The following is a 20,998-nucleotide window of genomic DNA, read 5'->3' as shown; positions in this document are numbered from 1 at the left end:
TCTCGCCAGCATGCACTGGTGTGCTACTTTCAGTGCTGAAAGGAGGTGAAGTGAGCGATGCAATATGAGGAGCGTCTTGAGCTTGAGGCGTGCGAGATGATGGCCTCCGATGAGCAAGATCTGGGCATTCACGAGGTCAGTCTCGACGAGATCGAGCAGATCGAGGAAACCTTTATCCCCGCCTGGGGCTTCGGCTGCGGCGTATCTTGTTAGTTCCCTAAGCTGTACAGACTGTGCTCTCGCTCTCTCTGCGCTGCCGGTGCCGGGTCTAGCCGCCTGATGGTATGGTGGGGAGAGCGTGAGCCTCTGCCCTGCTGGTGGGTGCTCTGCGGCTACCCGCTTGTTCACTTAGGCTGACAAGCCGCCACATCACTGGCGGCCCTGGCTGGCACGATTCTGAACTGAAAAGAGAGGAGAGACCGGAAACCATGTCGACCCACGTTGGGGGAGCGCCAGAGATGCTGTCGGCCTGCTACCCGAAGGCCAGGGATGATCTGGGCGTCTGGCCGCTCGGCGCAGAGACCGGTTCCCGCTGGTGCCTTGGCAGTGCCGAGGTTGATCGCTACGTGCAGATTCCTCGTCGGTTTTGCCAGGCGGCCCTGACGATCGTGGGCTTGCTCGATGGTACACGTACCCTCGAACAGGTGGAAGACGAAGTTGGGCGCCTGTTTCCGGGCGTCACGCCCGGCCACGTGCAGCGTCTGTATAGCCTGTTGCTCTCCAATGGTCTCTTGCTCTCTCCGACGCCAGCAAGGCTGGCTCAGAGCGAGGTGCGCCAGCTCTCTATCGAGATAGGCAGTCTACCGCTTGGCCGACTCGCCGCTGGGCTAAGACCGGTCCTTAAGGCTCCCATCTGGTGGCTGCTCAATGCCATCGGCCTCGGGCTGGTGATTTGGGCTGTGGCCATGCTGTGGCTCCATCCCGAACTGCTCTCCCTGCATGTGGTACAGCTTGCCGATTCCTATACCTTGGGCTTCTTGCTCTCTCTGGCGCTCTCGGGCTTCGTCGTTCTCTGGCATGAAATAGCGCATGGCCTGGCCGCCATTCGCTATGGCTTGCTGCCGCGCGCTTTGCACCTCATGCTCTACGCCGGCCTGGCTCCCCTGGTCTACCTGGAGACGCACGGCCTCTATACCATTCCCCGTCGCCGTCGCCTGGCAATCTGGCTGGCGGGTCCCTGGGGAAATCTCTGTGCCGCTGCCGCCCTCGTCGTGGTACTGGCCACCTTTCCTCTTCCTCTGCTGACCCGGCAGCTACTGTGGAAGCTGGTCCTGGTGAACCTGTTGTTTGTGGTTACTAACCTTTCGCCTTTTATGCCAACCGATGGCTATTTTATCTTATGTAATCTGCTGGGGCAATTTCACCTGCGCACGCGCCTCTGGCGGCAGCTGTGTGCGTTCATAGGAGAGCGGCAGCGAGGGACGGTGCGTCTGGGCTTGCTTGCCTGGGGCTATGTCCTGGTCAGCCTGCTTACCATGCTGGCGGCGGCTGGCTATTGGCTCTGGTGGCTGTGGAATGTCTGCCTGGAGCTTACCGGGCGTGCCCCAGGTTCGCCGCTCGTGCACTGGCTGGCTGGCCTGGCCTGTCCGCTGGCCTTCGGGCTGCTGGTAGCCCTCATCTCCTGGCGTCGACGCCAGTTGCTGGCCAGGACGCGTGCCAGCTCATGAGGAGGGGGGTGAGCAGCTGCTATGGTAACAACATCGCCTCTAGCTCACGAACTCGCCTGCAGTCTGCAGGAAGCCCTCTTTCATTCGCTGACGCCGACAGGCTGGCACCGGGCTTCGTCCTGTCCCTACGCCACTGCCTGGGCGCTACTGGCGGCTGAGATTACACAAGAAGCTCAAACCAGCGACCTGCGCGCACGCTGCCAGCGCTACTTGCTGGAACAGCAGCAGCCTGACGGCTCCTGGGGACGAGAACTGCATGAGCAGCTTATCATCACGCCTCACGCCTATGTGGCTCTCCAGCTGGCTTACCGGCACAGCGCTGGGGAGATCCGTCGCGCGCTGCGCCAGGCTCTGCTGAGCGCACGCAGCTTCCTGCGGACGGTTGCCGCGGCGCTCTATCCGCGCTTACCGACCGAGGTGCTGCGCTGCTTTCGCCCCCTCTGTTGGCTGGCCGAACACCGCGGAGAGAGGCACTGGGTTGAACCTCTCCCTGAGCTACTTCCCTTACCCAGGCTGGTTCAGCTGCCGGGGCCGGGCCAGATGTGCTGGCAACTGGCGGGGCTGGCCGATCTGCTTCCCCAACTCTGGCAGGCCGGTGGCGCTGGAGAGCTAGAGGCTGTGGAGGCTCGCCAGCTTATCAATGGGAGCTGGTGGTCTGTGACCGATTTGACGGCGATGGCGCTGCTGACCCTCGAATTGGGCGCTGGCAAGCCGCTGGCCAGGCAGCAGGGGTGGAGCTATCTGCAAGAGGCGCAGAATAGCGATGGAGGCCTCCCCCAATTCTATGATAGCGAACTCTTTGTCACAGCCTACGTTGGTTTCGCCTACGCCGCACTGGTGCGGCCTCTGGAAGCCAGGTTCCCCGAGGAACTGCGCCGCCTGGAGCCGTGGCTGCGCACCTGTCAGCAAGTTGAGGGCTTATGGAGCTTCACACCAGCATTTCCGGGGGGCGATCTGGATGACACTGCCTGGGCTGTGATCTGGCTGCTTGAGGGAGGCGGCGCTCTACCGGATGACCCGGCTGTCAAGCGGGCCTTGACGGCTCTGTTGAAGCACCAGTTACCAGATGGCTCCTTCCCGAGCTGGGCGGGGCTGGCTGGCGACCCAGATGTGACAGCTCATGTTCTGCATGCACTCTCTTGCGCCGGATACGAGGGCGTGGCTGTGCAGCGAGCCTTGCATTACCTGCTCTCTTCTCAGCAGCCCGATGGGGCCTGGCGCGCCACCTGGCATCGCAGTCCGCTCTACGGCACCGCTCAGGTGCTGCACGCTCTGACGCGGCGGCCCCGTGATCCTGCTGTCGATGCGGCTCTGCAGCGAGGTGCCGCCTATTTGCTCAAGCAACTACAAGAGCAGGCTGCTGGCGGGACAGGCCATCTCGAAGGAATGGGCCTGAGTCTTTGGGGACTGGCCGCGCTGGCAGGCGGCCCTGATGATCTGCTTCCCTGTTCTAGAACCCAGTTCGATCAGGCGATTCTGCAGGGACTTTCAGCCCTCCATCACCTGGTGAGGGCTAGCTCGCCGCAGATCCCGGAAAGTCCAGCGCTCTGGATTGCCCAGTTCTCCTATACCGCCCAGCCATTGCAGCTGGCCGCCGCGGCGGCCCTGACCGCGGCCCTTGCCCGTCCACGGTAAGCGGCCAGGTAAGCTGGCAGGTCTACAGCGTGTGCTGCGACTCCCTCTGCGCTTTCCAGGTCGGTCGACGGCTACTGTCACTGCAAGCCATTAAAAATGCGTGAAAAACGAACAGCCAGATGATCTTATCACCCCTCTATATTGACATCTATCATCAGCTTATCTACACTGAGGAGTGTTCTCATATCTCCACCCCCAAAGGCTCTTCTAGACGAAAGAACGAGGAGGTACCAGCGTGCCCTGGTGGTTCTTCAGACGCAAGAGCGCGACGGCTCCCACCAGCCACCCTCAGCCGCTTCCCGACGCTCCTCTGCCGGCCCGTCCTCGCAGTGGGACAGGAGAGATGACCCTACCCAGCCGGGTTGATGCCGGAGAGCGGCGCTACTTGGAGGAGCAGCCCTATCTGCTACCCAAAGACCTCAAGGAGGTCAACCGTCTGGACTTTCAGCACTACGTGCTGCGTGCCATCCTGCGCCGCAACTATCTGGCCCCGCTTCAAGCACCGCGCCTGATTCTCGATGTTGGCTGTGGTACTGGTCAGTGGGCCTACGAACTGGCGAAGGAGTTCCCCCTGGCCAGCGTGGTCGGTCTGGATGTGGAGCAGGCCAAAAACTCGGTGTCGCCACCGCCCAACTATCGCTTTGTCCCAGGAGACGTGCTCAGTGGCCTACCCTTTAATGACAATACCTTTGATTTTGTTCACCAGCGCTTCTTGTGGGCAGCGCTGCCGCTGTCAGCCTGGCCCCGGGTGGTGCGTGAGCTGGTACGGGTGACCGCTCGTGGGGGCTGGGTCGAGCTGTTGGAAGGTAATACTCAATCTGCTCCAGCTGGACCGCTGACTCAGCGTGTACAGAATATGCTTCAGGAACTCGCCTCGCTTCAAGGAGTGGATGGCTCAGGTGAGGTTGCCAGCTCACTGGATCGCTATTTGAAGGAGGCCGGGCTGGTACAGGTGCAACGACATGAAATCGAGGTACCTCTGGGAGACTGGGGGGGACGCATCGGCTCTCTGTTGGCGCTGGATATTCGTGAAGCCTGCGCAGCGCTGAGTGGGGCGGTCGCGATGCGCTTTCGTATGGAGCCATCGGAGTATCAGGCACTACTGGATGCCGTCTTTCAGGAGTGCAATCAGCTGAAGACGATGTACCGCTTCGTAGCGGCCTATGGGCAGAAGCCCTGAGCTGAGCGCCGGCTTCGAGCCTGGAAGCTACCCTGCCCTGTGCTTTGCCTATGCGCCTGTGACAATGGTGGCATCTGATCGACATCTGATAGGTCATCTGGGTCTGGACCCGGTCGCCTGGCTATCTTCCTTCACTGCAGGCGCGTGCCGGGCTTCTCCAGGCAGAGTTAACGGCTCTCCCGGCACGCGCCCCTGATCCTCCCGCGTTCACCTTGTGATTGGTAACAGCGTTCCGCAAGAAAGTGAAAGAAGGCCGCTGCTTTTCCTCTCCTGTGATACAAGAAAGCAGGCTGAGCATGTGGGGCGTGAGCCCCAGCATAAGGCCCAATCGGACAGCGCCATAGCGCCAGCAATCAGCCCATCACCCCAGTAGGAGACCGCTCGCTGGCCGCAGGGCAAGCTAATCGACCATCCGTAGCTTGCAAGGGGTGGGATCGATGGCCACCAGGAAAGGCTGTATCATCCCATCCAGAGCAACAATCGCCTGACCTGGGGCCAGATTGGGTAGCCGTGTCCAGAGTCCTTCATCGATGCCGCCGATGCTCCGCTTCAGACGGCTGATCACGTTGGCATCGGTGATCTTATGGAGAATCACATTGTTAATGAGACCCAGCACCTCGTCGGGCAGATGCTGCGGTAGCTGAGTCACAAAGACCAATCCCAGCCAGCGCTTACGCCCACGCCGGGCCATGCGAGCTACCTGCTCGAACAGGGTTGGCATCTGGCGTACACGCTCCGCCGACAAGAACTCGTGCGCCTCTTCGATGATCACCATGACAGGGACCAATCCCTTGCCCTCTTTGACGGCCTGCGTCTGACCGGCTCCTGACGACGGTGTCGCCTGCCGCTCTGGCTGTCGCTCGAGCTGGGCATAGCGCTCATCCTGATGGAGATGCACTCCGCGTAGCAGCTCGGCGATCACCAGATTATTGATCTGTGGCGAGTCGGTATCGCTGAGGTCAATAATCGCAACCTGTCCTTGGCGCAGCATCTGGTCATACCGCAGCGGCTGGGCCTCGCGATTATCGAAAATGCGCAGATTCAGCAGGCGCCTGAGCTTCCCCTGCAGGGCTCGCCAGCTCGAGGGCGCTCCTGGCAGTCCCTTGGCTGCAGACTTAATCTTCTGAATGACAGTCTGGGAGGCTGCTTTCAAGTCTGGGCTACTGAACTCGATGTTCCCCTCGACCTTCTCGACGAGGGAAGTGCAGGCGCGGACCACATCATAGATGTGCTCCAGGCGCATGCCTCGATATCCCTCCTCTAGCTCATCCAGCTCCAACAGCCAGCTGGCATCTTCTCCAGCTCTGGGCGAGATTTTTAATTCATGCAAAATTTGCTTAGTAATATCGTAGGCGCGTAGATAGCGTTCTTGCTGGGCCTCTGTCATCTCCAGCAGCTCGCACACAAGATACGGAGAGAGCTGCTCAAACAGGAGACAGAAGGGCTGGACGGCGGCCTGCTTCGTCTGCGGATTGGCGGTGCGGCGCCCTACCAGATGATAGATGGTGACCTGCCCCACGCCAGCAGGCTCCTTTCGGCGCCGCTCCAGAGCGGCGAGCATCGTTGCATCGTCCGTCGGTTCGTTGATGGTGGTATATTCTCCTTCGATATCGATGAGTATCGTGGCGAAGCCCTGGCGCTGGAGCTGACTCACCAGGCCGGAAACGGTTGTTGACTTGCCGCCGCCAGTTGTCCCGAGGATGCCGACATGGCGACACCAGAGCGACTTGCGCCTGGCGGGGACGCGCACGACCAGCTCCTCATGGCCAATGGCCAGGCCCAGCTCGATTTCTCCGTCCAATTTGAGCACACGGGCCATTTCTTCGCTGGTGAGCACGTAGACGGGACTCTTGGGCAATGGGCGGAAGCGCTGCGGGACCAGCTGGCCGCCTTTGCCTCCTAGCTCCTCGCCCAGGAGCAGGACCTGGACGCGCCCGTGATAGTCTGGCAGGAAAACAGTGCCGTAGACGGAAGTCGTGACCACGATTGGCGAGTCGCCGCGGATGCCATCCGGTTCGGCAAATGGCCCGCGGACAACGATCCCCAGGTAGGAGCGCCCGTCAGTGCTCTCGATGCGGACCGGTGCCTGCGCAGGCACTTTCCCGATATTGGCCTGCGGGAGGACAACAGTCACGGTATTATCTTCGCTGGCCGGGGTGTCGAACAGGGTTTGACCCACATAGCCAGGGCCGTAATCTCGCTCCTGCCATTCACCGCCGGCGTGCTCTGCATCCTTTGCGAGGCGCGCGAAGACCTCGCGAGGGAAGGGCTTGATAGTCTCTTCTCCTCCTCCTCTCCCGTCTTCCTTCTCCTCAATCCGCTTCGCGGCGCCCTCTGCTGGTGCGCCGTTGCGATGACGCTGCGTCTGCGCGGGTTTTGCCGGGGGCAGCTCCTCAAAGGGCCAGAGGGAATTGTTGGAATCATCGTGCTGCTTCTTCATTGTGCGGCCTGCTACTTTCTGGCGCGTGTCCGGCGCTCACTCACAAAGCGGAATGGTTCACCTGCATGGACGTAGGCCGTGTGAATGGCATCTTCAAAGATGTCGTTGCCGAAGACCACGCGGCAGATGGCGTCTGCCAGATCGATGAGCAAGGGAAAGCCCCGGTGCTTGTGCAAGACACTATCTGCCAGAGCGATCAGCGCGGCCTCAAAGATATGGTCGATGTGACTATAGAAGATGTAAGGCTGGGCATAGGCCGAAGCGCGGTAGACACCCATCACCACCTGCGAGCCGACCTCGTGGCTGAAGTGCTCTGCCTGCTGTTTGAATTGAGCGGGATAGTGTCCCCTGGTGGCGATCTCAAGCAGCTGGTCCTCGATGGTCTCCAGAACGAGAAACTCCAGGGGCTCAAGGGCCTGGCCGATGGTCAGCCAATGGCGCCGCTGAGTGTCGCTCTGGACAAAGACCACCTTGCGGTGACCAAGGAGCAGCTCCTCCAGCATGGCCAGGCTGCGCGTGAACAGCTCCATGCTGCCCGAGCCAGTAAGCAGCTCATAGGGGACGGGAGGGCCGTGGCCCAGGCGCCAGGGCGCCTGAGCCTTCCAGGTGAGCACCGCCCGTTCAGCATAGCTCATGATGCCGCGGCGGGCCAGCATGCTCAAGCGGCTCTGTTCCTCGACCTCGATACTGCCGCGCTGGCTACGCTTTTCCAGCAGCGCCAGCAGATCCTCCAGTGGCTTACCGGTCGTCGCTCGCAGGTCGCGGCGAAAGAGACGCTGCGACCAGGACCCCTGGTCACCCTGATAGGAGACCAGGCAGACCCCTAACTGCGTGATCGTGATGGGCAGGCTATCGTAGCGCTGGCTCGTGCCATCACAGGCCTCGACCGCTCCGTTAAAGAGCAGGGCGCGGTGAGCGTAACGCAGGTCATCAAGCGAGACCCGATAGCACCCGGCGCCCCGCGCAGCGCCAGGGCGCCTGGCAAGGCGCGGAAAGACCTCGCGGCGAATCGGTTCGCGCTGAGCCCGCTCAAAGACCACCGCCTCCGCGATTTCGGCCTCTAGTTTGCGATAGAGAGCCTCTAGATCACTACCTCCCTGCCACCTCTCAATGTCCAGCGTTTCCTCAAGCGACTCCCCATATGCCTCCTTATAGGTACGGGCATCCACCAGCGATGGCTCATCTTCTGGAGGCATCTCATCCACTCCTTCATTGAACAACCAATCCGGCGGCGTTTCTACTACATATTCCCTTCCTCCCGGAAAAGTGCGACAGGTTCTGCAAATAGCCGGCGTCAATCATAAAAGCCGAGTAGATGAGCGATAGAGCGCTGGGTTGTCGCCGGAAAGAGCAGCGTGGCATAGCCCTGAGCAATGGCCGGCGGCAGGCCATAGGTGACAACCAGCAGGCGCCGGGCGATGTGCCTCCTCTCTGCCGGGTCTGCGCCTTTCTGGAGCTGCTGGTCGACCTGCGAGAGCAGCCGCCTGGCGGGTGCGAGCAGTTCGAGGGCCAGGCGATCGGCCTCTCGCTCGGCGCGCAGCAGGGCACTAATCCGCTCCATATCTTCGGTTGTCCGCGGTAACAGGTTCAGATAGAAGCCGAGCTTGCAGCTGGCCAGGATGGCATTAAGCCGCTCCTCGAAGGTAGGAGGGCGCTCGCCATCGAGCACAGGAAGAATCGAAGGTCCCAGGCGCCGGATAGCGCATTGCCGGGGCTGGAGGTAGTCGTGCAGAAAATGAGCTAGCTCGTGGGCCAGGGTATAGCGCTGCTCTTCGGGCGGATCGCTGCGATCCACAAAGATCAATCCATGTCCTCGCACTGCGATGAGGCAACCGTGAAGCGGGCGTTCGGCACAGCTGGAGCAGTAAGCGATTCCCCGCTGCTGCAGCCAGCGCTCAACCCGCTCCACGCTCAAGCGCGTGAGCGAGAAGATCGCGACCGGATAGGCGCGTCCAGCGATCGGGGCCAGATCACAGGGATAGGTTGGCGCGCAGGCAACGGAGCGCCAGAAAGCGGCGGCCTCCTCCGTTACCCAGGCCGGCAGGGAAATCATCATGGCCCTTGCTCCTCCTCGCGATCGCGCGCTGCCTGCAGCAGGCTATCTCTCTGAGAAGCGCGCGCCATGTGGGTCTGCAAAGCCGTCATCGCCTCGACCTGGCGAAGCAAGGCCAGCAGGCGCCCATCCTTCAGCTGAAAGTGTCGAGTCAGTTGCTCTACATCGTCCAGGAAAGTTGCTGAGGTCCCCACGGGCCGGCGACACAGGGCAAGACGCGGCAGATCCTCTGGCGCACAGCCAAGGTCATGAGCCAGCCCTTGCTCATCAAGCTGATGCAGATCCTGATACTGGCGCAGGGCGCTGGCCAGGAAAAAGCTTCTCTGAGCCGCCCGCTGGGCCGCATAGACCAGCGCCGGTGAAGGGTTACTTCTCATCAAAGCGTACTCCGTGCCTCTTGAGTCGTGAACGCAAGCGATCCTTCACTCGCTTGACTTGCTTGCGCTGCTCCTCAATGGACAAGTATGTCAGTCCCAGTTCCGCCGCGTAGGCACTTGTCCGCCTCTCCCCCTGGAGCATGAGGACGACAATGCGCCATTCGATGGGTGTAAATGTCTCGCTGCGCAGGCGCTGAAGCAGCTCCTGCAGCGGTGGGGCACTCAGCGCAAGCCTTGCTTCCGCTTCCTGCCAGGGCCTCACCTCTTCTAAGGAACTATTCCCTGCTGAGAGGGGAAGTGCGACAGAAGAAAGAGGAAGCTGGCGTTGCTGCTCGCGTTGGTAGCGGCTGAGGGCGTTACGAAGATCGCCTTCGGCATTCATCATGAGGTAGTGCCACAGGCTGCCGCGCTCTGGCCGATAACGCTTCGGGTGTTCAAGGAACGTCAGCACTGAGTCTGTAACGGCATCCTGAATCAACTGAGGATCTGGAACGGAGGCATAGCGCAGGCGCAGCTGAGCGGTTAATGGATCAAGAACCAGCTCCGCAAAATCGTCCGGTGCAGTGGGATCTTGAGCGAGCAAACGCTGATAGACAGCCTCTAGTTCCTGGGTTGATGGGGGTGACACTGGCAGACCCATCGGGGCCTCCTTTGGTGGGAACAACGCCGGACAAACGAAGCGCACCCGTTCGCCAGGGAGGGCGAAAGAGTGACTTCTGGCCTGTCCTCCTTCCTGCTGCTCTCGGCTATCAGCCTCAGAGGGAGTAAAGGGTAACGATCGTTTCGGTATGCATGCGCCTCTTCAGCAATGCCTGGCGAGCGGTACGTGGTGGTGGCAGGTAGCGACGGTTGGGAGGCAGTTCCCGCTCTTCCCAGCGCTCTAGCCGGAACCCCTGCCGCTGCGCCAGCAGCCAGAACAAGCGGGCGTTCTGCAGGAAGACGCCTCGCAGGCAGGAATTGCCCAGCACCACGATAGCGCGTCCGCCCGGGCGCAGCACGCGCCGCATCTCTGCGAGCAGCGCCGCCAGATCCAGCAAGTAGCGCAGCAGCATCCCCTGCTCGCGGCTGGGCAGCTGCAGGAGCGTCTCCTGGCAAGCGGGGATCTCCTGCAGGGCCGTCAGGTCTGCGCCTGGGAGCGGCCCACGCTCGGCCCCGATACTGTTCGCCCGGATGGCGCGCAGCTCCCGCAAGCGGTAGCCGAGCCAGACCAGGGCCAGACGGTGCCCGCGCAGATAGTCGATGGCATTGAGATAGGGCGGAGAGGTCAGCACGACGTCGACGCTGTGATCGGCCAGCGAGGCCAGGTGGCGGGCGTCCTCTAAAGCGATCTCCGCTGCGCCGGCCTGGGGTGGCTGCGCTTCCAATCGGCTGGCGATCAGTTCCACGGCGCGAAGGAAGCCGTCCCGAACGGAGAAGGGCGTGTTCAGGCGCGTGCGGTGCGGGCGGCTGTGGGAGACATCGCGAGCCAGGGAGGCGCCCAGATCTTTGGTGATAATGATGCGGCTCAGGGCCAGCCGGAGGGCATCGCCGAGGGGGCCGTCCTCCTCGCGCAGGGCGGCGCTGAGGAGGCGGAGTGCTCCTTGTTGCGGCTCGGCAAACCAGTAATGGACGAAAGCGGCGGTCTCGGGATCGTCGTCGATCCAGGGCAGCGGGACCGGCGTCGCAGCGCCGCTGAGGCGCGCCACCAGCTGGTGGGCCCGTTGACGCAGCTGATCTGTATCCAGGGGGGTGGTCCAGACCCGGGCCATCAGGACGGCCAACGGGTCGATGTCGCGGCCAATGGCGCGCAGGCCGTGGTTGAGGGCCGCTCTCAGGACGGTGCCCGACCCCATCATGGGATCGAGGACGGTGCTGCCCGCCGGGACCTGGGCCAGCTCGCTCAGCGCGACCTCGGGGGCCATCCGCGCTGGAAAGGGATGCACGGGCTTCAGGTCTGTCATCGCTCTTCCTGACTTTCCTTGTCGTAGGGGCACTGAATGATCGTCCGCCAGCTAGAGGCAGCGCATAAGACTCTGTCTCAGGTCATCTCCTGCCCTGCCATAGCGAAGAACGGGCGCGCTTGGCTGATGTATTGCAGTAAGATGAATCGATCGCTTGATGGTATTATATCACAATATCTACCGATCGTTAGACTAGCTTTGTTGCCTTTATCCTATCCTCATACTCAATGCTCAGTGTTCTTCTCAATCTCACAGAAGTGAGTGCATTCCTCAACCTGTCCTACGAAAGCACTGACAACTTCCCTCAATGGATGTACAATGGAACATGAAACAAACGATGCTCTTTGGTGCTTTTCCTCATCGCTGAGCCATATCAAGCTCTGCTTGACACCAGGCATGCCTTCAACGCTGCCTGTCCTACAAGGCTGCTCTTGCAGACGTGCCGTTGCGCTTTGTGGACCCGCGCAACAGGAGCCGTACGTGTTCTGCTTACGGGCACTGCGCCAAAGAGAACCGCAAAAGTCAGGTTGCCTTTTGTTGCGTCAAGTGCGGCATGTTGATAAACGCTGGCATCAACGCTGCTATCACGATCTCTAGGGCTTCGGTCATGGAGCCTCTGCTTCTAGGCCGGTAGTCAGAAGGAAGACCGCCCTTCTGGCACGTCAAGCCACGGGCCGGGCAGGCCCCCGTGCTTTAGCCGGGGGACTCATGACTAGCTAGTGATCCCCAAAGGGGTATCCTCCGCTCCCTTCTCCACGAGAGAGTTAGCGAACGGGTCGGGCGTTCTGGTTGAGAAAGGGAGGAAGGGGACTGGCCAGCCTCCTTTGCCCTCAAGTGCGACGTCACCCGGTCCGGGGACGTCAAGGCTGCCCTGGACAAGGCTGTCGAAGCTTTCGGGCAGCTGGGCTATGCTTTCAATAATGCTGGTATTGAGCAGGCTACGGCGGCCCTGGCCGACATCCCAGAAGAGGAAAGGGAGCGCGTTCTCAGCGTCAATCTGCGAGGCGTCTTTCTCTGCATGAAGTATGAAATCCCGTTGCTGCTCCAATATGGAGGAGGCGTCATTGTAAATATCTCTTCGGGAGCGGGCGTCAAATCAAAGGCTTTCCGGGGGGAGCCGCCTATAGCGCTGCCAAGCACGGCGCCATTGGCCTCACGAAAGTGGCGGCTCTCGACTATGCACGCTCGAATATCCGGGCCAATGCCGTCTGTCCGGGAAGCATCGATACTCCCATGAGGCTGCGGGTCTTCGGCGATACTCCCGAGGAGCGGGCCAGGGTCCTCGCCCAGGAACCGATCGGACGGATGGGCACGCCCGAAGAAATCGCTGCTGCCTTTGTCACAGGTCACGCCCTGGTCGTCGAAGGGGGCCAAACGCTCTAGCGACCACAAGGGAGTCTATCCCTCGCCGCCGTAGTATCCTTCCCCTGGCAATTTTACTTGCTTATAGTCATTGAGGTGGCGCTCCGGCAAAAAGATGCTGCTTGCCTCATGCTGCGTCTCGTTTCAGCGCGCCTGCCGGCGGCATTCTGCAGAATCGGCCAATTATTAAGGAAGAATATTCTATCGCCCTGCCTGCGAACGTCTCTATAATACCCGGCGGATGAAAAAGCAAAGAAAGACTCACTCCTTGGAAGGTGATCAGTTAGTCCTTCTAGTCAGAAGATGGAGCAAAATAGATGAAAGCAGCGATCTTTCGTGGAGCTGGCAATATCACGGTAGAAGAGCGTCCAGACCCAGTTATTCAAGAGCCGACGGACGCGATCGTCCGCATCGTTCGGGCCTGTGTCTGCGGTTCTGATCTCTGGTATTATCGCGGCATTGCGCCCCACTCTGAGGGGTCCATTGGTCACGAATTCATCGGTGTCGTCGAGGAGGTTGGCCCCGAGGTCACGACTATCAAGCGGGGCGACTTCGTCATTGCCCCATTTGCCATTAGCGACGGTACCTGTCCACACTGCCGTGCTGGCTTCCATACGGCCTGCGTCCGAGGGGGCTTCTTTGGTCAGGGCGTTGAGGGCGTTGCCGGACAGGCCGAATTGGCGCGGGTCCCACTGGCCGACGGTACCCTTGTTGCTGTTCCTGGGCGCCAGTTTCCCGACGAGGTCTTGGCCTCGCTGCTGACCCTGACCGATGTCATGGGGACCGGCTATCATGCCGCTATCTCGGCGGGGGTGAAGCCTGGCCAGACCGTGGCAGTGGTTGGCGATGGTGCTGTGGGCCTCTGTGCCGTGCTCTCTGCGCGACTGCTGGGCGCTGAGCGTGTTATCATTCTCAGCCGTCATCCCAGGCGTCAGGAGCTGGCTCGCGAATTCGGGGCCACAGATATCGTGGCCGAGCGTGGCGAGGCGGCGGTGCAGGCGATCATGCAACTGACCGACGGCATCGGCGCCGATGCTGTTCTTGAATGTGTGGGCACCAACGAAGCCAACCAGACTGCCTTTGCCAGTGCCCGCCCCGGCGCTATTGTTGGGCGCGTCGGTGTCCCGCACGAGGTCGAAATCCCGGCTGAGGCCACCTTTTATCGCAACGTGGGTATGCGTGGCGGTCCCGCGCCCGTGCGGGCCTACCTGCCCGAGCTGTTAGAGGCTGTTCTCAGCGGCAAGATCAATCCGGGTCGTGTCTTTGATTTTACGACCGATCTCGATCATACTGCTGAGGCCTACGCCGCGATGGATCAGCGCCGTGCCATCAAGTCTCTGCTGATCGTGGGCCACTAAGGAAGGTGCTCCTTGTCTCAGGATAGCCGCATTATCGCGTGCTAACCTGATCTTGCCGGGTCCGGGTCCGGGCCGGCCACAAGAGGGCGTCTAAGATGATGAACCAACTATCTTCCCCTGAGCGAGAGGATGGGGCAGCAGAAGGAAGCTGTTGCCCCATCCTCCGTCTGTCTTTCTGGGTAGTTCAGACCGTCGCTGACGACATGGCGATCGTAGGTACTGCCTGTATAGCCGTGGGGGCCAGCTGTCTGCCTTCGTTCAGGGGGAGATAAAGAGTCTTCTCTATCCAGATGATCGTGCTGGGCGGGACTGGAGGAGCGCCCTGTGAGCGTAGCTGTCGAGATAGGGATGGGCACCGTCTGGGGTGACCGGAGCGCTCGCTCTATAGCAGGGCTAGGGACGTTTCCGCCGCGAGCGTGCGGGAGGGAACGGTTCCCTGATCGTAATTCTCTTGTCCGATCGTCTGGCTAGCTGCCTGGACCGTTCTGGCCTGACTGGCGACCAGCCGACCAGCGCGGGCCAGATCACTGCCCGCGCAGCCCACATTTTCCTCCGGAGGGATCACTGTCTTGGTGGCCCTCTTGATTTTGGCGGACCGGGGCAGTAAAATGTCATTATGTTATGACATTTCAGTGAGCGTGGAGGAAAGAGAGAGATGGCCGAGCCCCGCTATCGAGCGGCATCCAAAAGCAGCCCGGTTCCCATGCACTTCCAGGTTGAGCGGGACATGCGTGAACGCATTCTTAACGGCACCTGGAAACCGGGGCAACAGCTTCCAGGAGAGATGGAACTGTGCAACCTCTACGGGGTCAGCCGCACGACGGTGCGTCAGGCCCTGGCGGTTCTCGTCGACGAGGGACTGATCGTGCGCGAGCGAGGACGCGGCTCATTCGTTCGTGATCTCACCATTACCGCGGGCGCCCGAGGACTGACCTCTTTTAGCGATGAAATGGCCGCCCGAGGTATGCACGCTGGTGCTCGCATTCTTAGCATTGGCCTCGAACCCTCCACGCCAGAAATGGCCCAGCGCCTGCGCCTGGCTGCTGGCGAAGCCCTGGTGGTCGTTCGCCGCGTGCGTTACGCCAACGACACCCCGATCGGCATTCAGACGGCCTATCTACCGGCAGCCCGCTTCCCTGAACTAGAGCGAGCTGACCTCAACGATCGCTCGCTCTACCAGTATCTGGAGGAACGCTACGGCGTTGTGCCGGCTGAGGCGGTAGAAATTTTCTCGATGACCTCCATTAGTGGCCAGCAAGCCCAGCTCCTACAAGTTGGCGAAGGAACCTGTGGCTTCCACGTCGAGCGCCTGACTTTTGATGAGGCCAAACAACCATTTGAATTTGTCGTCTCGATCCTGCGCGGTGACCGCTACCGCGTCCAGCTCTTCCTGCGCGCCTCGCGGCGGCAGCGCTAGATCCGTGCTGCGTCCGTGTCCGTGCCAGAGCAAACGCAGACAAGCCTCTCTATTTCGAGCTGATTCTGCCAGACTTGGCAAGCGTAGCCAGGCTCCGGGCCATCTCTTCCCTAGTCAAGGAGTAAGCATGCAACGCGAAGTGACCTATCTGTCAGCAGTCGCCCACACCATTGACAAGCTTCAAGAGCAAAGCGAACAGATCCGCCTGGTCGCCGAACGCGCCGCCGACGTGATTGCCGCTCATCACTGGGTGCGTTTATTCGGCAGCGGGCATTCTGTCCTCCCGGTCCAGGACTGTTTCCCACGCTATGGCGGCTATGTTGGGTTCTACCCAATGATGGACCCGCGCCTGATGTGGACCACTGTCAGCGGGCCAGGAGGAGCAGAAGAGCTGCTCTGGCTGGAGCGCCAGGAGGACTACATACGCATCTTCTTGCGCCATACGCGCTGGGACCCTGCCGACATGCTGATCGTCATCTCGCACGGTGGGCAGAATGCCGCACCCGTAGAAATGGCCCTGGCTGCCAAAGCCGCCGGTCTCTACGTGGTGGCGATCACCTCCGAAGAAAACCATCGCCATCGGCCTGCCACCCACTCCAGCGGGAAGAAGCTGGGGGACATTGCCGATGTCATCCTCTTCAACGGCGTTCCCGCGGAGGATGCCGTCGTCGCTGTCCCGGGAGTAGCGGGCAAGGTAGGCGGCGTCTCGACGCTGGCCGCGATCGCCCTGGTGCAGGCCATCGTCTCAGAAACGGCCCTGGCCCTCGCCCGTCGCGGCTACCTGGTCCGTCCCTTTGCCTCTCCCAACACTGAGGGCGTTAGCCCCAACAACAATGAGGAGGTCTACGAGGAGTTCCGTCGTCGTTTGTATGGCGCTTGAAAGCGCTATCTGCCAGCGCTGTTGCCGCCTTCTCTGGCTGATCCCCAACAGCGCCCACTCATGCGATCGACGGCAGAGGCCAGCACTCTCCTGGCCCGCCTGGCCTGCGAAGGAGGCTGTCCCCCGGCCCAACTCGTGCATGAGATACTTCTCTGGAGGTAGCTATGCTACGCTTTTCACTTACGCGCCCAACACTGAGAGTCACCCTCGTGCTGGTCTTGTTCTCCCTCCTGCTTGCTGCCTGCGGCGGTAGCAGTACCGGCTCGTCCTCCGGTAAGGTAACCATCACCTATCTGACCCACTGGTCGGGTCCCCAGGTTGACCAGCTCAATCAGGCTATCAGCGCCTACGAAAAGCTGCATCCTGAGGTAACGATCCAGGTGCGCACTGTGCCCTTTGGCAACCTGCTGACAACCATCACCACCCAGGGAAGCAGCGCCAGCGGGCCGACGATCATGGGCATCTACAATCTCTGGCTGCCTCAGCTCGTGCAGGACGGCCTGGTAGCCCAGGCCCCGACCACCTTTGTCCAGGATATCCAGCGGGCCTATCCACAGAACGTCGTTTCCGCCGTTCAGGCCGACGGCAAGACCTATGGCTATCCCAACGAAGTTGATCTCTACGCCCTCAATTACAACAAAGCCCTCTTCCGCGAAGCCGGTATAGCCAACCCTCCGGCCACCTGGGACGAACTGGTAAGCGATGCCGTGAAACTGACCAAGCGCGACAGTTCCGGCAAAATTCTCCAACAGGGTTTTGGGGTCATCACCAGCTGGAATAGCGGCGTCGTCCACCCGTGGCTCTCGCTCGTGGATTCGGACGGCGGCCAGCTCCTGTCTGCCGATCACAAGCCCCTCCTGACCAGCCAGGCGGCCCTTGATACGGCGAACCTCTACTATCAGCTGATTTTCCAGAAGAAGGTCACCGATCCGGCGATGGGCCAGGCCAACGCCTCGACAACCGGACCCTATCTTGAGAATTTCGTCGCGGGCAAGACGGCGATGATTATTATGGCCAACTGGTGGGAGAGCAACCTCAAGGCCGGCATGGGAGCGCGCTTTAGCGATGTTGGCACGGCTCCTATTCCGGTGGGACCGCACGGCAGCGGCTCCCATAGCGTGTCGTATTCCTGGAGCACGGTCGTCAACGCCAATGCTGACCCGTCCCAGCAAGAGGCGGCCTGGCAGTTCTTGCAGTGGCTCAACGGCCCTCAGAGTGGCAAAAATGGCTCCTCGGCAATGGGTGATATCCTGATGGGGATGGGGATTCTGCCAAGTCGCACCTCGGATCTGACGGCCCATCAGGCCGACTTGAGCGAGCCGTTCATCAGCACCTATGTCCAGCAGCTCAAGAACAGCGTTCCGTTCCCGACGGTGCTGGGTGGCGATGAACTCACGACCAGCCTGCAGAAGTCGCTGGAGGCGCTCATGTACGGCCAGAGTTCGCCTCAGCAGGCGATGACCCAGGCGCAGAACAACCTCAGCCAGATTCTCAGTCGCTACTATGCCTGATATGGTGTAGGTGGGACGGAACAGGATTCCTGATACTGGGGGAAGGAGAGCCTGAGAAAGGAGGTCCTGCGGGGCTGCTGGCAGACGCTTCGATCTCAGCCGCGCTGGCCTCGTGTAGGCCGCCCAGGCGGCGCATACCCGGGAGAGAGTGAGAACGCTCCATCTCTCCCGGGAGGGCTGCACCTCCTTTCTCTTGCGTTCTCCAGGGTTGCCAATGGGGGAGCTGAAAGCTTCCTGTGAAGGGAGGGTCTGCAATTGATACAGCGGCAGCGCTCGCTGATCCGCTCCAGGTCGCTGACCACGCTCGGTTTTCTCAGCCCGGGCCTGGGCTTACTGATCGTCTTTGTCGCAGTGCCGATTCTCTTAACGGCCTGGATCAGCTTGCATCAAGGCTCGATGGCCATTCCTTACTCGCGCATGCGCTGGGTCGGCTTCAGTAACTACGCGACCATCTTTGAACAGCCGATTTTTCGCACGGCTCTGCTCAATGTCTTTCTCTATTCGCTGGCCAATCTCGTAATCATTCTGCCGCTCTCTATTCTGCTCGGCCTTTTTCTCTACCAGGCCCAGGTTTACGGGCGCAATGTCTTGCGCACGGTACTCTTTCTGCCCTATATGATACCGACGGTGGCGGTAGCCATTGTTTGGGGCTATCTCTATGAGCCTCAGTATGGCCCCCTCAATGAGATCCTGAGCTGGCTGCATTTGCCTGCGCAGGGCTGGCTAGGCTCCGTCCATGAAGCCATGCTCTCGCTGGTCATTTTGAATGTCTGGCAGACGCTGGGCTACTATGTGGTCATGGTGGTGGCGGGCCTGACAGAGATTCCCCAGGAGTATTACGAGGCCGCTGCTCTTGATGGGGCCGGCTGGTGGCGCCGTCACTGGTCTATTACCCTTCCCCTGCTACGGCGCACGCTGGCCTTTGTCTTTGTGATTCTGACCATCAATACGCTGCAGGTCTTCGATCCTGTCTATGTGCTGACGCAAGGCTCGCCGGTCAATTCAACCGATGTCGCTGCCTATGAGATGTACATCACAGCCTTTAACTATGGGCAGGCGGGACTGGCGAGCGCGATGGCGATGGTCATGCTGGCCATTGTGCTGGTGCTCTCCCTGCTCCAGCTGCGTCTCTTCCGCTCCCTGTGACGGCCAGCAAGGAAGGGATGGGGAGCAACCGCGCGAGGGCGGGGGCAACCTGACGCGCGGGACCCCTCCAGGGGCTTGAATGAATCCAGACGACGAAGGAGAGCAAAGATGTCGGTCTATGTCAAGAGCTATCGGCGCCACGGTCGGGCACGGCGCTGGCTCTCGCTGGCGCTGCAGTATCTCTGTGTGGCGCTCATCCTGGCGGTGATGCTGTTCCCCTTCTTCTGGTTGCTTGCTTCCAGTTTGAAGTCACCAGAGGACCTGGAGGCGCTGCCGCCGGTCTGGTGGCCTGCGCACCCGGCTTTTTCTTCGTATCGGACCGTCTTCGAGGTCACGCCTTTTGCGCGCGCTATTCTTAATTCGCTGATCGTGACTGTCTGCTCAACGACGGGCATTCTGCTCACCAGTATCATGGCCGGCTATGTCTTTGCGAAACATCAGTTTCGGGGGAAAAATACGCTCTTCGTCGGCGTCCTGGCGACCATGATGGTGCCCCAATTTGTCATGTTGATCCCCCTCTATCGCATGATGGTGGCCCTGCATCTCGATAATACCTATCCGGGCCTGATTCTGCCCAATCTGGCCAACGGCTTCGGCATCTTCTTGATGCGTCAGTTTATTGCCGGGATTCCCGATGAGCTGCTGGAGGCCGCCCGTCTGGATGGAGCCTCGGAGTGGACGCTCCTCTGGCGCGTTGTGGTGCCTTTGCTGCGTCCGGCGGCGGCGGCGCTGGTCTTATTCGCCTTCGTCTTCCAGTGGAACAATTTCCTCTGGCCTCTCTCGATGGTCTACTCGCCGGAGATGAGCACGGTGGTCCTCTCGCTGAATGGGCTGCGGACCTATACATCGAGCGTCACCTTCACCAATATTGTCATGGCCGGCACGGCGATCGGCATTCTGCCCAGTGTGCTGCTGACGCTGTGGGCGCAGCGCTACTTTATCGAAGGGATCTCACTGACCGGCATTAAAGGCTAAGCTGGTCTGGCTTTGAGCATCGCAATGGCAGCAGGAGGTCTGCAGAGACAATGGAGCTGGGCATCGATGTCGGCGGTACGAAGATCCAGGGTGCCTACCTCACCGGGACCGACGAGGTGGTTCTGACGCCCCGTATGAGAACTCCGGCGAGCTATGAGGAGTTTCTGAGCACGCTGGTAGAGCTGGTTGAAACGGTGGCTCAGCAGCAGGGAGAGCCGGTGATGCGCATTGGTCTGGGGCTGCCAGGTACCTGCACCCGGCGCCGCTCGCTCTGGGTGCCGAATCTCCCCTTTTTGCATGAGCGCGAGCTGGCTGCGGAGTTGGAGCAGCGCCTGGGGGCGGCGGTGGTCTTGAGCAATGATGCGCAGCTGGCGCTCCTGGGTGAAGCCTGGCGGGGAGCGGCGCGCGGACGCCAGCAGGTCGCCCTGGTGAGTGTCGGCACGGGGGTCGGCGGGGCCTTGATGCTGGGGGGGCGGCTGGTCAGGGGGGCACATGGGAGCGCCGGCGCCTTTGGCTGGCTCACTCTCGATCGCACTCATCTCCCTGATCCCGATCATGGCTTTCTGGAGTTAGTGGCTTCGGGCAGCGCCCTGGCTGCTCGCGGCCAGCAGCTTGATCCTCCTCTGACCTCGTATGAAGTAATTGCTCAGGCCCGGCAAGGGCAGCCAGCCTGTCTGGCCCTTGTCAAAGAGATGGGCCACCTGCTAGGGCTGGCCCTGGCAAGCATTGCGAGCCTGTTTGATCCTGAGCTGATTATCATCACGGGTGGCCTTTGTGAGGCGTTTGATCTCTTCTCCCCCTGGTGGCGCGAGGATCTCGCGCGCTATGGGGCGCCAGCGGTGCGCGAGACGCCGATTGTCTCTGCGCTTCTTGGGGACAAGGCCGCCGCCTACGGCGCCCTGCGCGCCGCTCTCTCAGGTGCTGATTTCCTCTGATGGCCTGGTCTTCCCTTTGCCTGCTTGCCTGCTGATGGGGGTGGTTGCTGCTCAGCGAGCGAGAGGCTGCGGCACGGAATTCACCGCCAGCGCCAGCGAGGGTGGAGGACCAGACTGCTGCG

The 20,998-nt window shown here is 61.0% G+C and carries 19 protein-coding genes and 1 pseudogene; 13 read left to right on the top strand and 7 right to left on the bottom strand.

All coding sequences use genetic code 11. The features are described from left to right. The first annotated feature begins 57 nt into the window (after positions 1-57). The 4 genes from KTAU_RS21560 to KTAU_RS11455 all read left to right on the top strand — a co-directional run bounded on the left by KTAU_RS21560 (position 58) and on the right by KTAU_RS11455 (position 4,482). On the top strand, positions 58-213 hold the full coding sequence (locus tag KTAU_RS21560; protein WP_170293231.1) for a hypothetical protein: 156 nt from the start codon (positions 58-60) through the stop codon (positions 211-213). A 215-nt stretch (positions 214-428) separates the two neighbouring features. Then, positions 429-1,667, top strand: a complete 1,239-nt coding sequence (locus KTAU_RS11465; protein WP_151728506.1) for a zinc metalloprotease — start codon at positions 429-431, stop codon at positions 1,665-1,667. Positions 1,668-1,688: 21 nt separating this feature from the next. After that, positions 1,689-3,302, top strand: coding sequence for a prenyltransferase/squalene oxidase repeat-containing protein (locus KTAU_RS11460; RefSeq protein WP_151728505.1), 1,614 nt, complete (start codon positions 1,689-1,691; stop codon positions 3,300-3,302). A 235-nt stretch (positions 3,303-3,537) separates the two neighbouring features. After that, positions 3,538-4,482 carry a class I SAM-dependent methyltransferase gene (locus tag KTAU_RS11455; protein WP_151728504.1) on the top strand — a complete coding sequence of 315 codons (945 nt, stop codon included), beginning with the start codon at positions 3,538-3,540 and terminating at the stop codon, positions 4,480-4,482. A gap of 400 nt (positions 4,483-4,882) precedes the next feature. On the opposite strand, the gene KTAU_RS11450 is transcribed toward KTAU_RS11455, so the two are convergent. The 6 genes from KTAU_RS11450 to KTAU_RS11425 form a co-directional block, all read right to left on the bottom strand. After that, entirely contained in the window at positions 4,883-6,922 is a 2,040-nt protein-coding gene (locus KTAU_RS11450; RefSeq protein ID WP_151728503.1) for an ATP-binding protein, read from the bottom strand. 11 nt (positions 6,923-6,933) lie between these two features. Further along, positions 6,934-8,118 carry a hypothetical protein gene (locus tag KTAU_RS11445; protein ID WP_151728502.1) on the bottom strand — a complete coding sequence of 395 codons (1,185 nt, stop codon included), beginning with the start codon at positions 8,116-8,118 and terminating at the stop codon, positions 6,934-6,936. 98 nt (positions 8,119-8,216) lie between these two features. Continuing rightward, positions 8,217-8,978 carry an ImmA/IrrE family metallo-endopeptidase gene (locus KTAU_RS11440; protein WP_151728501.1) on the bottom strand — a complete coding sequence of 254 codons (762 nt, stop codon included), beginning with the start codon at positions 8,976-8,978 and terminating at the stop codon, positions 8,217-8,219. Then, on the bottom strand, positions 8,975-9,352 hold the full coding sequence (locus KTAU_RS11435; protein ID WP_151728500.1) for a hypothetical protein: 378 nt from the start codon (positions 9,350-9,352) through the stop codon (positions 8,975-8,977). The genes KTAU_RS11440 and KTAU_RS11435 overlap by 4 nt, the downstream gene beginning before the upstream one ends. Continuing rightward, on the bottom strand, positions 9,342-9,992 hold the full coding sequence (locus KTAU_RS11430) for an RNA polymerase sigma factor (RefSeq protein ID WP_151728499.1): 651 nt from the start codon (positions 9,990-9,992) through the stop codon (positions 9,342-9,344). The genes KTAU_RS11435 and KTAU_RS11430 overlap by 11 nt, the downstream gene beginning before the upstream one ends. Positions 9,993-10,107: 115 nt before the next feature. Continuing rightward, complete coding sequence (locus KTAU_RS11425; protein WP_151728498.1) at positions 10,108-11,292, bottom strand: TRM11 family methyltransferase; 1,185 nt, start codon at positions 11,290-11,292, stop codon at positions 10,108-10,110. Positions 11,293-11,704: 412 nt separating this feature from the next. On the opposite strand from KTAU_RS11425, the gene KTAU_RS22370 reads away from it, so the two are divergent. The 3 genes and pseudogenes from KTAU_RS22370 to KTAU_RS11410 all read left to right on the top strand — a co-directional run bounded on the left by KTAU_RS22370 (position 11,705) and on the right by KTAU_RS11410 (position 14,012). Further along, positions 11,705-11,926 (top strand): zinc ribbon domain-containing protein, encoded by a 222-nt coding sequence (locus KTAU_RS22370; protein WP_151728731.1) that lies wholly within the window; start codon positions 11,705-11,707, stop codon positions 11,924-11,926. 186 nt (positions 11,927-12,112) lie between these two features. Continuing rightward, positions 12,113-12,675: pseudogene (locus KTAU_RS22365) on the top strand (SDR family oxidoreductase); the annotation flags it as partial. A gap of 296 nt (positions 12,676-12,971) precedes the next feature. Next, positions 12,972-14,012, top strand: coding sequence for a zinc-dependent alcohol dehydrogenase family protein (locus KTAU_RS11410; protein WP_151728497.1), 1,041 nt, complete (start codon positions 12,972-12,974; stop codon positions 14,010-14,012). A gap of 382 nt (positions 14,013-14,394) precedes the next feature. Here the strand turns inward: KTAU_RS11410 and KTAU_RS11405 are convergent, their stop codons facing one another. Then, positions 14,395-14,577, bottom strand: a complete 183-nt coding sequence (locus KTAU_RS11405) for a hypothetical protein (RefSeq protein WP_151728496.1) — start codon at positions 14,575-14,577, stop codon at positions 14,395-14,397. A gap of 138 nt (positions 14,578-14,715) precedes the next feature. On the opposite strand from KTAU_RS11405, the gene KTAU_RS11400 reads away from it, so the two are divergent. The 6 genes from KTAU_RS11400 to KTAU_RS11375 all read left to right on the top strand — a co-directional run bounded on the left by KTAU_RS11400 (position 14,716) and on the right by KTAU_RS11375 (position 20,876). Next, positions 14,716-15,429, top strand: a complete 714-nt coding sequence (locus tag KTAU_RS11400) for a GntR family transcriptional regulator (RefSeq protein ID WP_170293229.1) — start codon at positions 14,716-14,718, stop codon at positions 15,427-15,429. A 127-nt stretch (positions 15,430-15,556) separates the two neighbouring features. After that, positions 15,557-16,309, top strand: a complete 753-nt coding sequence (locus KTAU_RS11395; protein WP_151728494.1) for a sugar isomerase domain-containing protein — start codon at positions 15,557-15,559, stop codon at positions 16,307-16,309. 164 nt (positions 16,310-16,473) lie between these two features. Then, entirely contained in the window at positions 16,474-17,820 is a 1,347-nt protein-coding gene (locus KTAU_RS11390) for an ABC transporter substrate-binding protein (RefSeq protein ID WP_151728493.1), read from the top strand. 255 nt (positions 17,821-18,075) lie between these two features. After that, on the top strand, positions 18,076-18,966 hold the full coding sequence (locus KTAU_RS11385) for a carbohydrate ABC transporter permease (protein WP_151728492.1): 891 nt from the start codon (positions 18,076-18,078) through the stop codon (positions 18,964-18,966). 108 nt (positions 18,967-19,074) lie between these two features. Next, positions 19,075-19,941, top strand: a complete 867-nt coding sequence (locus KTAU_RS11380) for a carbohydrate ABC transporter permease (RefSeq protein ID WP_151728491.1) — start codon at positions 19,075-19,077, stop codon at positions 19,939-19,941. A gap of 50 nt (positions 19,942-19,991) precedes the next feature. Continuing rightward, a complete protein-coding gene (locus tag KTAU_RS11375) occupies positions 19,992-20,876 on the top strand; it encodes an ROK family protein (protein WP_151728490.1) in 885 nt (294 codons plus the stop codon). The last annotated feature ends 122 nt before the right edge of the window (positions 20,877-20,998 follow it).

Origin of the sequence: Thermogemmatispora aurantia (assembly GCF_008974285.1) — a bacterium.
Taxonomy (GTDB): Bacteria; Chloroflexota; Ktedonobacteria; order Ktedonobacterales; family Ktedonobacteraceae; genus Thermogemmatispora; species Thermogemmatispora aurantia.
The sequence above is the reverse complement of the archived record's forward strand: the minus strand, read 5'-3'. Positions and strand labels throughout refer to the sequence as shown.

Excerpts from the sequence above, each read along its gene's own strand:
- KTAU_RS21560 (WP_170293231.1), top strand. The coding sequence starts at position 58 with ATGCAATATGAGGAGCGTCTTGAGCTTGAGGCGTGCGAGATGATGGCC.
- KTAU_RS11465 (WP_151728506.1), top strand. The coding sequence starts at position 429 with ATGTCGACCCACGTTGGGGGAGCGCCAGAGATGCTGTCGGCCTGCTAC.
- KTAU_RS11460 (WP_151728505.1), top strand. The coding sequence starts at position 1,689 with ATGGTAACAACATCGCCTCTAGCTCACGAACTCGCCTGCAGTCTGCAG.
- KTAU_RS11450 (WP_151728503.1), bottom strand. The coding sequence starts at position 6,922 with ATGAAGAAGCAGCACGATGATTCCAACAATTCCCTCTGGCCCTTTGAG.
- KTAU_RS11445 (WP_151728502.1), bottom strand. The coding sequence starts at position 8,118 with ATGCCTCCAGAAGATGAGCCATCGCTGGTGGATGCCCGTACCTATAAG.
- KTAU_RS11440 (WP_151728501.1), bottom strand. The coding sequence starts at position 8,978 with ATGATGATTTCCCTGCCGGCCTGGGTAACGGAGGAGGCCGCCGCTTTC.
- KTAU_RS11435 (WP_151728500.1), bottom strand. The coding sequence starts at position 9,352 with ATGAGAAGTAACCCTTCACCGGCGCTGGTCTATGCGGCCCAGCGGGCG.
- KTAU_RS11430 (WP_151728499.1), bottom strand. The coding sequence starts at position 9,992 with ATGGGTCTGCCAGTGTCACCCCCATCAACCCAGGAACTAGAGGCTGTC.
- KTAU_RS11425 (WP_151728498.1), bottom strand. The coding sequence starts at position 11,292 with ATGACAGACCTGAAGCCCGTGCATCCCTTTCCAGCGCGGATGGCCCCC.
- KTAU_RS11410 (WP_151728497.1), top strand. The coding sequence starts at position 12,972 with ATGAAAGCAGCGATCTTTCGTGGAGCTGGCAATATCACGGTAGAAGAG.
- KTAU_RS11400 (WP_170293229.1), top strand. The coding sequence starts at position 14,716 with ATGCACTTCCAGGTTGAGCGGGACATGCGTGAACGCATTCTTAACGGC.
- KTAU_RS11395 (WP_151728494.1), top strand. The coding sequence starts at position 15,557 with ATGCAACGCGAAGTGACCTATCTGTCAGCAGTCGCCCACACCATTGAC.
- KTAU_RS11390 (WP_151728493.1), top strand. The coding sequence starts at position 16,474 with ATGCTACGCTTTTCACTTACGCGCCCAACACTGAGAGTCACCCTCGTG.
- KTAU_RS11380 (WP_151728491.1), top strand. The coding sequence starts at position 19,075 with ATGTCGGTCTATGTCAAGAGCTATCGGCGCCACGGTCGGGCACGGCGC.
- KTAU_RS11375 (WP_151728490.1), top strand. The coding sequence starts at position 19,992 with ATGGAGCTGGGCATCGATGTCGGCGGTACGAAGATCCAGGGTGCCTAC.